Raw genomic sequence first — 12,461 nt, 5'->3', positions numbered from 1 at the left:
CTAACGTAAACGTAAGCTATCGCGCGGCCATGCCCGCCCTGCCTGCCATCGCCGCCCATGCGCCGATCGCGCCATGCCCAGAGCGTGAGGCTTTTTCGATTTCAGACCTGTGCGCGGAGTTTGGCGTTACCGCCCGGGCGCTGCGCTTTTACGAGGATGAAGGGCTGATCGCGCCGGAGCGGCGCGGCACCGTGCGCATCTATTCGCACCGGGATCGCGCGCGGCTGGCCTGGATTCTGCGCGGCAAGCGGGTGGGCTTCAGCCTGGCCGAGATCCGCGAGCTGCTCGACCTTTACGACCTGGGCGACGGCCGCGCCACGCAACGCTCCGCCACCATTGCCCGCTGCCAGGACAGGATCGCGCTGCTCGAAAGCCAGAAGCGTGATATTGATGCAGCAATCGCCGAACTGACTGATTTCATCGCCTACATCGAACCGACAAAGGATTGATCCCATGCCGAAATATACGCCCCCGGTCCGCGATACGCGCTTCGTGCTCGATCATGTCGTCGGGCTTGATCGTTTCGCCAATCTGCCCGGCTTCCAGAACGCGACCCCGGACGTGGTGACCGCCATTCTGGAAGAAGGCGGCAAATTCGTTGCCGAGGTGCTGTTCCCGATCAACCAGTCGGGCGATCAGGAAGGGTGCACGCGCCACGCCGATGGCAGCGTCACCACGCCCAAGGGCTTCAAGGAGGCGTACAAGGCCTTTGTCGAATCCGGCTGGTCGACGCTCGCCGCGCCGGAGGAATTTGGCGGCCAGGCGATGCCGCACGTCGTCTCCACCGCGTTCGAGGAGTATATGATCTCGGCCAACATGGCCTTTGCCATGTATCCCGGGCTGACCCATGGCGCGATTGCCGCGCTGCTGGTGAAGGGCAGCGCCGAGCAGAAGGCGAAGTACGTGCCCAAGATGGTGTCGGGTGAATGGGGCGGCACCATGAACCTGACCGAGCCGCAATGCGGCACCGATCTGGGCCTGATCAAGACCAAGGCCGAACCCAATGCCGATGGCAGCTGGTCGATCACCGGCACCAAGATCTTCATTTCCTCGGGCGAGCATGACCTGACCGACAACATCATCCATCTGGTATTGGCAAAGACGCCCGGTGCACCGGATTCGACCAAGGGCATCTCGCTGTTCGTGGTGCCCAAGTTCCTGGTCAACGACGACGGCTCGCTGGGCGCGCGCAACACGCTGTCGTGCGGCTCGATCGAGCACAAGATGGGCATTCACGGCAATTCGACCTGCGTGATGAATTATGACGGCGCGACCGGCTGGCTGGTCGGCGAGGAGATGAAGGGCCTGGCCGCGATGTTCATCATGATGAATGCCGCGCGGCTGGGCGTGGGGCTGCAGGGGCTGGGCGTGGCAGAGACCGCGTTCCAGAACGCCGTGCAATATGCGCAGGACCGCCGCCAGGGCCGCGCGCTGACCGGCGCGGCCGAGCCGGGCGAAAAGGCCGACTCGCTGTTCGTTCACCCCGATGTCCGCCGCATGCTGATGGACGCGAAGGCCGTGATCGAGGGGCTGCGCGCACTGTGCCTGTGGGGCGCGCTGCAGGTTGACCTGACCCATTTCGCGCCGAGCGAGGAGGAGCGCCAGCTCGCCGACGACCTGATCGGCCTGCTCACCCCGGTCATCAAGGGCTATGGCACCGACAAGGGCTATGACATCGCCACCAACGCGCAGCAGGTCTATGGCGGCCATGGCTACATCGCCGAATGGGGCATGGAGCAATATGTCCGCGATGCCCGCATCGCCATGATCTATGAAGGCACCAACGGCGTTCAGGCGATGGACCTGGTCGGCCGCAAGCTCGCCCAGAATGGCGGCCGCGCGGTGCAGACGCTGTTCCGGATCGTGGGCGAGGAAATCGCAGCGGCCAAGGCCGATACCGCCACCGCCGATTTCGCCGCCGCGCTGGAGGCGGCACTGGCCGACCTGCAGGCGGCGACGATCTGGTTCATGCAGAAGGGCTTCCAGAACCCCAACCATGTCGGCGCCGGCGCGCACCCCTATATGCACATGATGGGTGTGGTCGCACTGGGGCTGATGTGGCTGCGGATGAAGACCGCCGCCCATGCGCTGCTCGCTGCGGGTGAGGGCGATGCCGACTATCTGAACGCGAAGCTCGCCACTGCGCGCTATTTCGCCGAGCGCATCCTGCCCGAAACGATGACGCTGCGCCGCAAGATCGAAAGCGGCGGCGATGCGGTGATGGCGCTCGAACCGCGCATGTTCGAGGCGGCCTGAGGTTCAGCGGGGTGGCGGGCTGGTCCTGCCGCCCCTTTGCTTCAGGGGTGCGGCGCGGCCGGGGTGGCGGGCTGCACCAGTTCGGGCTTGGGGGCCAGCAGCTCGGGCTTCGGCCCGATCAGCTCGGGTCGCTTGGCCATCAGCCCGGTCACCGGTTCGGCCAGCAACTGCAGCTTCATGCACTGACCCGGATCTGGCCGCTGATAGAATTGGCAGTTCCACAGGGCTTTCTCAAACCCGCGTGACTTGTCGCGCAGATAGCTGAACGCCATCCGGCCAATCTCGCTGGTGGTAAGCGGCAGGCCGTCGGGCGCGGGTTTGCCGTCGGCCCAGCTCATGAACTTGCAATAGGCCCGCTCGCCGCAGCTGGCCATGGCCAGCGCCGGCAGCGCCTCGGCCGGGTAATCCTTGCCGAGCGAGACGATGAAATTGTCCGGATGGTCGGCAAGCGGCGCCGGGGTGCGCTGGTTGCCGGGCAGCAGCGGCAGGCCGGCAAGCGCGGGGTCGCTGCCCGGCAGCGCCTGATGCGCGGGTGAGAGCGCGGCAAGCTGTGCAATCACCGGCTCGTCGCGGCTCACCTGGCGGGTGAAGGCGGGCGGCGTGCCCCACCAGCCGCTCCAGCGGAAGAACAGATGCGTGCCGACCGCGGTGATCTTGTCGAGCGTGCCGCTCCAGTAGGGGACCACCCAGTTGGTGTGATAATGCGTGGCGTGGCCGACCGGCTTGAACACCGCGCCAGAAAGTGCTGCCACCGCCACCAGCCGCGCGCGCGCCCATGCCGCATCGCTGAACCGGTGGCGCAGCAGCGCGCCATCGCAGGTGAAGGTGAACTGGCAGCCGGTGGGCCGTTCCGCCCCTTCGAACACCACGCCGCAGATCGATTTGGGGAAGGCGGGGTGGCGCACACGGTTGATGACGACCTGCGCCACCGCCCGCTGCCCGACGGTATCGTCACCCGCTTCGTAGAGGACGGCCGCCGCCATGCAGTCAACCGCGCGGGCCAGCGAATCGCCCTGCTCCGGCCCCAGGAAGGGGCGCGCCGGCGGGTTGGGCGCGGTGGAGAAGGGGATTTTCGCGTTGAACGCCACCGCATCATTGGGGCTGAGCGCGCGATAGGTGAGGGGTTCCACCTTGGGCGGCGCGTCGGGCTGGCCGGCGGGGCGATTGGCAGCGCCGGGAGCTGCTTTCTGCGGCACTGGCTTCACCATCGTCACCAGCGCCGCCGGCACCGCGACCGCTGCCAGCGCGCAGCCGGCCAGCACCATGCCCAGCGTGCGCGGCGGTCGCGCGGCCGGTTCGGGGGGCGGCGGTGAAGAGGCGGACATCAGCATGGGACGGCGGCCCTTAACCGATTTCACGCGCCAAAGCGACCGGGGAAACGCCCCGCCTCAGGCCTCAGGCAGGAAGTCGGGCACCGAAAGATAGCGCTCGCCCGTGTCATAGTTGAAGCCCAGCACGCGGCTGCCCGACGCCAGATCGGGAAGCTTGGCGGCGATTGCGGCCAGCGTCGCGCCCGAGCTGATCCCCACCAGCATGCCCTCTTCGCGCGCGGCGCGGCGGGCCATCTCCTTGGCCTGGCCCGCATCGACGGGAATCACGCCGTCGATCACGTCCATGTGCAGATTGGCGGGAATGAAGCCCGCGCCGATGCCCTGAATGGGGTGTGGCGCCGGCTGCCCGCCGGAAATCACCGGCGAAAGTTCGGGCTCCACTGCATAGACTTTGAGCGCAGGCCAATGCCGTTTCAGCTCCTGTGCCGTGCCGGTAATGTGGCCGCCGGTGCCGACACCGGTGACCACTACATCGACCGGCGCATCGGCGAAGTCCGCCAGAATTTCCTGAGCGGTCGTACGCACATGCACAGCGATGTTCGCAGGATTTTCGAACTGCTGCGGCATCCACGCGCCCGGCGTCTGCGCGACCAGCTGCACCGCGCGTTCGATCGCGCCCTTCATGCCCTTTTCGCGCGGTGTCAGGTCGAAGCGCGCGCCATAGGCCAGCATCAGCCGGCGCCGCTCGACCGACATGCTCTCCGGCATCACCAGCACCAGCTTATAGCCCTTCACGGCCGCCACCATGGCCAGGCCGACGCCGGTATTGCCGCTGGTCGGCTCGATGATGGTGCCGCCGGGTTGCAGCGCGCCGCTCGCCTCCGCCGCCTCGATCATCGACAGCGCGATCCGGTCCTTGATCGAGCCGCCGGGATTGCTGCGCTCGGACTTGATCCACACTTCCGCGTCGCCGAACAGCCGCTGCAGGCGGATGTGCGGGGTGTTGCCGATGGTGTCTAGGATGGTCCGGGCCTTCATGCTGGCTACTCCGCTGGCTGGGTCTGGGGGTTTTCGGGGGGATCGAACGTCTTTGCAAGCCTGAGCTCGGGAAAGAGGCGCGCCCAAGCCAGCGTGATCGCAATCGCGGCGACGCCACCCGCCACCACCGCGCCCACCGGGCCGAGCAGCCAGGCGGCAATGCCCGACTCGAACTCGCCCAGCTCGTTCGACGCCGAAATGGTGAGCTGCGACACCGCGCCCACACGGCCGCGCATCGCGTCCGGCGTGTGCAGCTGAATGAGCGACTGGCGGATATAGACCGAAACCATATCCGCCGCCCCCGCCACGATGAGCGCGCCAACGCTCAGCCACAGCGAGCGCGACAGGCCGAAGCACAGGATCGCCGCGCCGAAGATGATGACCGAGAGCAGCATCTTGTTGCCGACATCATGGCGCAGCGGCCTTACCGAGAAGAGCAGCGCCATTGCCGCCGCGCCGATGCCCATGCCCGAAGACAGCAGCCCGAGACCGGTCGGCCCCACATGCAGGATGTCGCGCGCATAAACCGGCAGCAGCGCCGTCGCGCCCGCCAGCAGCACCGCGAACAGATCAAGCGTGATCGTTGCCAGCACCAGCCGGTTGCCGCGCACATAGGCAAAGCCATCGGCAATGCGGGCGAGCGGCCGCCGGTCTGCCTGTGCAGGGGGCTGCGGCACCGCCCCGATCAGGAACACCGCGACCAGCGCCACGGCCATCAGCGCGGCCGCCGTGCCATAGGCGGTCTGCGCGCTGACCACGAGCAGCGCGCCACCGAGGCTCGGCCCCGCAATCGTGCCGACCTGCCACGCGATCGAACTGAGCGCGATTGCGGTGGGCAGGCTTTCGCGCGGCACCAGATTGGGGGCGAGCGCGGAATAGGCTGGGCCGGCAAAGGCCCGCGTCACCCCCAGCACGATGGCCGCGCCGAACAGCGCCGTCAGGCTCATCGCGCCGGCCATGCTCAGCCAGGCGAGAAAGGCGGCCGTCACCATCAGCAGGGTTGTCGTCCCCCGCGCGATCCAGCGGCGGTCGAAACTGTCGGCGACCAGGCCGACAATGGGCGTCAGCACGAACAGCGGCAAAAACTGCACCGCGCCGATCATGCCGAGCAGAAAGGCGGCGTCATGGATTTCCATGCTCTGCCGCGCCAGGCCATAAACCTGCCAGCCCAGCACCAGCGTGAGCGAGGTGACCGCAATCGTGGTGGTGAACCGGGCAATCCAATAGGCGCGGTAATTATGGATGCGCAGAGGATGCTGCTCGTTCATCGCGCCTGCTCTAGGCGGCGGATGGGGGCCGGGGCAAGCGCCGTCGCGCCAAGCTTTTCTTGACCGCCCCGCAGCGCTAGTGATGGTGCCAACAAGGACGGGGAGAGACTGAATGCGCATGGGGATATCGGCCGCGCTGCTGCTGGCGCTGGCGGCGTGCGGCGGCGGTGGATCGGCGCCGCAGGCCAGCTGGTCCGGCTTTCGCGACGGCTTCATCGACAAGCTGTTCGCGCTCGACCCGGCCTATGCCGTCTATCAGGGCAAGCATGAATTTGACGGCAAGATGCCGGACTGGAGCGAGGCCGGGCTGAAGCGCCAGGCCGATTTCCTGCGCGAGACGATCGCCGCGGCGCGCAAGTTCGACAAGTCCACGCTGTCGGCCGACGACGCGTTCGAGCGCGACTATCTGGTGAAGGTCGCCGAAGGGCGGCTGTTCTGGCTGACGGATGCCGATCAGCCGCACCGCAACCCGGCCTATTATGTCTCGGGGCTTGACCCCAATGTCTATATCGCGCGCCCCTATGCCGACAAGGCGGTGCGGATGAAGGCGATGATCGCTTTTTTCAAGAATGTGCCGGCGGCCGCCGCGAATATCCGCGCCAATCTGAAGACGCCGCTGCCGGCCAGCTTCGTCACTTACGGCGTCAATGCGTTCAAGGGCTTTGCCGAATTCTACGCCGGCGGCGCGCGCGAGGCCTTTGCCGATGTGAAAGATGCTGCGCTCCAGGCCGAGTTCAAGCAGGTGTCGGGCGATGCGGCCAAGGCAATGGCGGACATTGCCGCCTGGATCGAAAGCCAGTGGCCGACCGCGACGCAGGATTTCGCGCTGGGCGCCGAGCGTTTCCAGCGGATGCTCGCCGCGACCGAGGCGGTCGACATGCCCCTGCCCGAGCTGCTGAAGCTGGGCGAGGCGGACCTGAAGAAAAATCAGGACCAGCTGCGCGCCGCGTGCGGCCAGTTCGCACCCGGCAAGACCGTGCCCGAATGCATCGCCAAGATGAACGCGAACAAGCCCGAGGGCGGCCCGGTGGCGGAGGCGCGGCGCCAGCTGCCGATGCTGCGCGCGTTCATCGAGCGCAAGGATCTGGTCACCATCCCCGGCACCGAACAGGCGCTGGTGGAGGAAAGCCCGCCCTATAACCGGCAGAATTCGGCCTATATCGATCCGCCCGGGCCGTTCGATAAGGGCATTCCGTCGGTCTATTACATCTCGCCGCCCGACCCCAGCTGGCCAAAGCCGGTGCAGCTGGGCTTCATTCCGGGCAAGCTCGACCTGCTGTTCACCTCGGTCCACGAAGTGTTCCCCGGGCATTTCCTGCAGTTCCTGCACGCCAACCGGGTGAAGTCGATCGTGGGGCGGCTGTTCGTCGGCTATGCCTATGCCGAAGGCTGGGCGCATTATACCGAGCAGATGATGTGGGACGCCGGGCTGAACGACGGCGACCCGGAAACGCATATCGGCCAGCTGAGCAACGCCCTGCTGCGGGACTGCCGCTTCATCTCCGCCATCCGCCTGCACGGCATGGGCGGCACCCAGGCCGACATGGAAAAGCTGTTCCGTGAGCAATGCTTCCAGGACGAAGGCACCGCCAAGCAACAGGCGGCGCGCGGCACCTATGATCCCGGCTATCTCAACTACACGCTCGGCAAGCTGATGATCCTGAAGCTGCGGCAAGACTGGACGGCGACGCGCGGCGGGGACAAGGCGTGGAAATCGTTTCACGACAGCTTCCTGGGCTTTGGCGGCCCGCCGGTGCCGCTGGTGCGCCAGGCAATGATGAAGGAGGCCACGCCCAAGCCGTTCGGGTGAGCGGGGCGGGCGTCCCGATTCAACCCGTTCGTCCCGAGCCCAGTCGAGGGACGCGATGAGGCGCGTTATCGCCTTACATGCGTGTCTCGACTTCGCTCGACACGAACGGGGATCAAGGGTTTTCAGGGCAGCGTTTAGAGATCCGCGAAGCGCACCAGGGGCGCGGCTGACCGAGCAGCCGCGATCACGCCGGTATCGACAAGTGCGGCAAATTCGGCCGCATAGCGATAGCCGGGGTAATGGCCCGGGTGATCATCGGTCATCGCCGGGTGGGCATAGATTTCGGTCACGCCATCGGGCAGCGCGGGGATCAGCGCGCGCAGGCGTTCGGCCGTCATCGCGCCGCTCCAGGTCAGGCCGAACACCTGATCGGGCACGGTGATGCCATGCCGCCGCAAGCGCCGGCGCAGCAGCCGCGCCCAGCCATCGGCCAGCCGCATCACCGCGTCGTGCCGGCTCGGTTCGACCCGGGCCAGCACGCCCACCGGTTCCACCGGCGCGCGCATCGCCTTCAGCCCGAAATGCCGGCCGATCTTGATCACCATGCCGGCAATGGTCGGGTGCAGGTGGAAATGCTTGTGCGCGTTGACATGGTCCAGCGGCAGCCCGGTCTGGGCGAACGCCTCGAACTGGGCGGTAATCTCGGCGCGCAGCTGGCGGCGGACATGCGGCAGGAAGAACATCGCGGCGCCGCTTTTCGCCATGTCGGTGCGGAACAGCCCGTCCGCCGTCACCAGATCGGGCACGCGCTCGGGCGGCAGCGCGGGGCGCCCCTCCACCAGCACCAGGTGCAGCCCCACGCCCAGGCCGGGCAGGCGGCGGGCACGGTCCACGGCATCGACGGCGGCCGCCCCCGTCACCATCAGGCTGGCACAGGTCAGGATGCCGTCGCGGTGCGCGCGCTCGACGGCTTCGTTGACTTCCCACGCCGCGCCGAAATCGTCGGAGGTGACGATCAGCTGCTTCACGCCTGCGCCTCGATCCGGCCGGCCTCACGCATCGCCAGCCGCTCGCCGCGCCAGTCCACCCGGCGGACGAAGAAGCTGGTCACATGCACCGCAAAGCTCATCAGGTCGCGCGCCGGCAGCAGCCAGAGCGGCGCGGTCGAGCGGCCAACGACCCGGTCGACCAGCATCGCGTTCGCCAGCCGTGCGCCCAGCACCGCAACCAGCGCGCCGATGCCGAGTGGCGCGGGCGCCAGCGCCGCCGCCACCAGCGCCATCGGCAGCGGGTGGAGCAGGGTGGCGCCCAGATGACCGGCCGGTTTCAGGTCGCGCACCGTCGCCAGCCAGCGCAGCTCGTGCCGCCACAGCTCGCCAAAGCTCGCCTCCATCGAGCCATGGGTGACGATGACGGGCGCGACCGCGATCGTCATCCCCGCCTCGCGCAAGGCCGCGCCGATCGCATAATCATCGGCCAGAATGTCGGCGAACCGGTCGAACCCGCCGATCCGGTCCAGCGTCTCGCGCCGCATCGCGATGGTCGAGCCCATGCACGCATCGCCCGCACCCAGCATGACGCTCAGCAACACGCTGGGCAGGAAATGATAGCTGAGCCCCGCCGCGCCGAATCGCGACCAGAAACCGGCATCGCCGCGCCCGGCATAGGTACAGCTTACCGCGCCCACCCCCGGCCGGGCCAGCGCCGCCACCACGCGCGTTAGATAATCCGGCGGCGCGACCATGTCGCTGTCGCTCAGCACCACCAGCCGGTGGCGGATGGCGACACTCATATTCACCAGATTGCCGATCTTGGCATTGGCGCCGTGCCGCGCGGCGTTCGAAACCAGCGTGATCGCCGCATCGGGGCGCGCCTGTTTCAATTTGGCGACGGCGGCGATGGCGGGGTCGTCCGCGCGCTGCACCCCTGCCACCAGCTGGATGGGCGCTGCCCATTGCTGGTCGAGGAAGGTGGCCAGATTGTCGACCAGGCGCGGCTCGTCGCCGTGCAGCGGCTTCAGCAGCGTCACCGCTTCGGCCGGCGCTGCCACCGGCTCCGACAGGCTGCGCCCAAAGCGCCACACCGCCACTGCCGCCAGCAGCACCAGGCATGCGCCCAACAGCGCCAGCGCGCTTGCAAAAATGCCGACCCAAATCACGCCGTCCAGCTATCGGCGCTTGCCGTTCCTGTCAAAGCGGGGCAGGGGCATGCCCCCTCTTTGCCGCGCTGCGGCGCAACGCTAATGAAGGCCTGTGAGCGACAACGACCCCAATAGCAGCGTGCCCACCGGCCCGGTGCCGATCATCCTTGAGGCGATCGTTAAGCGCCATTGCATCACCGCGACCTATAACCGGGGCGTGGTGACGATGGCGCCGCACATCCTCTACACCCGCCATGACGAGCTGCACCTGGACGCGGTCGCGCTGGACCGGGACGGCAAGCCGCCGCGCGAGCTGAAGATCGGCACCTATCGCCTGTCGGGCCTCGGCGCGATCACCCGGATCGAGCGGCCCTTTTATCCGGTTGAGGGTTTCGACCCCGCGGCCGAACGCTATCAGGGCACCACCTTGCTGGCGGTGGACCGCACCTAACCGGCCAGCGACACGAAACTGTCCATCACGCGCTTGCGGCCGGCCTGCTCGAAATCGATCTCCAGCTTGTTGCCCTCGATCTCGGCGATCAGGCCATAGCCGAATTTCTGGTGGAACACGCGCATGCCGACCGACAGGTCGCTGCGCCCCTTGTTGCCGATGCTGACTGCGAGCGCGCGCGCCTCCAGGATGCGCGGTGGTTCGCGCACGAAGCTGGTGCTGGCCCGCTGCCAGCCCGGCCCGCGCGTCTCGCCGCGTGCGCGGTCGGCAAAGGGATCGGCATGGACCGACCAGTTGGCGCGCCACAGGCTCTCGCCGCCCATCATCGTGGTCTCGGTATCGATATGCTCGGCGGGCAGCTCGCCGACGAAGCGGCTGGGGATGCTCGATGTCCACTGGCCATAGATGCGGCGGTTGGCCGCGTGCAGGATCACCGCGCGGCGCCGCGCGCGGGTGATGGCAACATAGGCCAGCCGGCGTTCCTCCTCCAGGCTCGCCGTGCCGCCCTCGTCCAGCGCGCGTTGCGAGGGGAACACGCCTTCCTCCCACCCGGCCAGAAACACGGTGCCGAACTCCAGCCCCTTGGCCGCGTGGATCGTCATGATCGTCACCTTGGGCTCGCCCAGTGCCGCGTCATTGTCCATCACCAGCGACACATGCTCCAGGAACGCGCCCAGCGTTTCATATTCCTCCATCGCGCGAAGCAATTCGCTCAGATTCTCCAGCCGCCCGGCCGCCTCGACCGATTTTTCCGCCTGCAGCATCGCGGTATAGCCCGATTCGTCCAGGATCTGGCGGGCGAGGTCGACATGGCCGATATCGCTCGCCATTGCTCGCCATCGCGCCAGATCGCCCACGAAATTGCCCAGCGACCGTCGCGCCTGCGGGGTCAGCTCGTCGCTGTCCAGAATGCGCGCGGCGGCGACCGTCAGCGGCATGCCGGTCGCGCGGGCAAGCTGGTGGATTTTCGCCAGCGCCTTGTCGCCCAGCCCGCGCTTGGGGGTGTTGACGATGCGTTCGAACGCCAGATCGTCCGCGCTCTGATGCACGATGCGCAGATAGGCGAGCGCGTCGCGGATTTCGGCGCGCTCGTAAAAGCGCATGCCGCCGGTGATCCGGTAGTTGAGGCCGATTGCGATGAAGCGATCCTCGAACTCGCGGGTCTGGTGCTGCGCGCGCACGAGAATGGCGATGTCGTCGAGCGACTCGCCTGATCGCTGTGCCGCCTCGATCTCCTCACCCACGCGGCGCGCCTCTTCGGGGCCATCCCACACGCCGATCACGCGCAGCTTTTCGCCGCTGCCCTCGGCCGTCCAAAGCGTCTTGCCCAGCCGGCCGGCATTATGCGCAATCACGCCAGACGCGGCGGCCAGAATATGCGGGGTGGAGCGGTAATTCTGTTCCAGGCGGATGATCTTGGCGCCGGGAAAATCGCGCTCGAATTTCAGGATGTTTTCTACCTGCGCGCCGCGCCATGAATAGATGGACTGGTCGTCATCACCCACGCAGCAGATGTTGCGGCGCGACTGGGCGAGCAGCCGCAGCCAGAGATACTGGACGGTGTTGGTGTCCTGATACTCGTCCACCATGATGTAGCGGAACCGGTCCTGATACTGCGCCTGCACGTCGCGGTCGCGCCGCAGGATGACGAGCATGTGCAGCAGCAGGTCGCCAAAGTCGCAGGCGTTCAGCGCGAGCAGGCGCGCCTGATAATCGGCATAAAGCTGTTGCCCGCGACCATTGGCGAAGGCCTCGGCATCGCCCGCGTCCAGATCGGCGGGGGACAGGCCCTTGTTCTTCCACCCGTCGATCAGCCCGGCCAGCTGGCGCGCGGGCCAGCGTTTCTCGTCAATCTCGGCCGCGATGATCAGCTGCTTCAGCACGCGCAGCTGGTCGTCGGTGTCCAGGATGGTGAAATTGCTCTGCAGCCCGACCAGCTCGGCATGGCGGCGCAGCATCTTGGCGCCGATCGCGTGAAAGGTGCCCAGCCACGGCATGCCCTCCACCGCATCGCCCACCAGCCGGCCGACGCGTTCGCGCATCTCGCGCGCGGCCTTGTTGGTGAAGGTGACCGCCAGGATCTCGCTTGGCCATGCCTTGCGGGTGTAGATCAGATGGGCCAGCCGGGCAGTGAGCGCGGCGGTCTTGCCCGTGCCGGCCCCCGCCAGCACCAGCACCGGGCCGTCGGTGGTCAGCACCGCGTCGCGCTGCTCGGGGTTCAGCCTGGCGAGATAGGGCGCATCGGCCGGGGCGGGCGGGGCGGCAGTCATGGTGAACACCTAGGGAA

General features: G+C 67.3%; 10 protein-coding genes. 4 read left to right on the top strand and 6 right to left on the bottom strand.

All coding sequences use genetic code 11. From position 1 onward, the window contains the following. Positions 1 to 29: 29 nt before the first annotated feature. Positions 30 to 449 (top strand): MerR family DNA-binding transcriptional regulator, encoded by a 420-nt coding sequence (locus K2Y03_RS01770; RefSeq protein ID WP_294087763.1) that lies wholly within the window; start codon positions 30 to 32, stop codon positions 447 to 449. 4 nt (positions 450 to 453) lie between these two features. Then, a complete protein-coding gene (locus tag K2Y03_RS01765) occupies positions 454 to 2,256 on the top strand; it encodes an acyl-CoA dehydrogenase C-terminal domain-containing protein (RefSeq protein WP_294087762.1) in 1,803 nt (600 codons plus the stop codon). Between the two features lie 41 nt (positions 2,257 to 2,297). Here the strand turns inward: K2Y03_RS01765 and K2Y03_RS01760 are convergent, their stop codons facing one another. The 3 genes from K2Y03_RS01760 to K2Y03_RS01750 are packed head-to-tail and all read right to left on the bottom strand — an operon-like array spanning position 2,298 to position 5,833. After that, positions 2,298 to 3,587: a cell wall hydrolase gene (locus K2Y03_RS01760; RefSeq protein WP_294087761.1), complete on the bottom strand. Its 1,290-nt coding sequence runs from the start codon at positions 3,585 to 3,587 to the stop codon at positions 2,298 to 2,300. A 57-nt stretch (positions 3,588 to 3,644) separates the two neighbouring features. After that, a complete protein-coding gene (gene cysK, locus K2Y03_RS01755) occupies positions 3,645 to 4,565 on the bottom strand; it encodes a cysteine synthase A (RefSeq protein ID WP_294087760.1) in 921 nt (306 codons plus the stop codon). Positions 4,566 to 4,570: 5 nt separating this feature from the next. Beyond that, entirely contained in the window at positions 4,571 to 5,833 is a 1,263-nt protein-coding gene (locus K2Y03_RS01750; protein WP_294087758.1) for an MFS transporter, read from the bottom strand. 112 nt (positions 5,834 to 5,945) lie between these two features. Between K2Y03_RS01750 and K2Y03_RS01745 the strand changes: the two genes are divergently transcribed. After that, positions 5,946 to 7,643: a DUF885 domain-containing protein gene (locus K2Y03_RS01745; protein ID WP_294087757.1), complete on the top strand. Its 1,698-nt coding sequence runs from the start codon at positions 5,946 to 5,948 to the stop codon at positions 7,641 to 7,643. A gap of 134 nt (positions 7,644 to 7,777) precedes the next feature. Here the strand turns inward: K2Y03_RS01745 and hpnK are convergent, their stop codons facing one another. Next, positions 7,778 to 8,611 carry a hopanoid biosynthesis-associated protein HpnK gene (hpnK, locus tag K2Y03_RS01740; RefSeq protein WP_294087756.1) on the bottom strand — a complete coding sequence of 278 codons (834 nt, stop codon included), beginning with the start codon at positions 8,609 to 8,611 and terminating at the stop codon, positions 7,778 to 7,780. After that, entirely contained in the window at positions 8,608 to 9,741 is a 1,134-nt protein-coding gene (gene hpnI / locus K2Y03_RS01735) for a bacteriohopanetetrol glucosamine biosynthesis glycosyltransferase HpnI (RefSeq protein ID WP_294087755.1), read from the bottom strand. Before hpnI ends, hpnK begins: the two co-directional genes overlap by 4 nt. 94 nt (positions 9,742 to 9,835) lie before the next feature. Between hpnI and K2Y03_RS01730 the strand changes: the two genes are divergently transcribed. Then, positions 9,836 to 10,174: a hypothetical protein gene (locus tag K2Y03_RS01730; RefSeq protein ID WP_294087754.1), complete on the top strand. Its 339-nt coding sequence runs from the start codon at positions 9,836 to 9,838 to the stop codon at positions 10,172 to 10,174. On the opposite strand, the gene K2Y03_RS01725 is transcribed toward K2Y03_RS01730, so the two are convergent. Beyond that, positions 10,171 to 12,444 (bottom strand): ATP-dependent helicase, encoded by a 2,274-nt coding sequence (locus K2Y03_RS01725; protein ID WP_294087753.1) that lies wholly within the window; start codon positions 12,442 to 12,444, stop codon positions 10,171 to 10,173. The genes K2Y03_RS01730 and K2Y03_RS01725 overlap by 4 nt on opposite strands. Positions 12,445 to 12,461 lie beyond the last annotated feature (17 nt).

Origin of the sequence: Sphingomonas sp., from assembly GCF_019746015.1 — a bacterium.
In the GTDB taxonomy this organism is placed as follows: domain Bacteria; phylum Pseudomonadota; class Alphaproteobacteria; order Sphingomonadales; family Sphingomonadaceae; genus Sphingomonas.
This window is presented reverse-complemented; position numbering and strand designations above follow the sequence as displayed.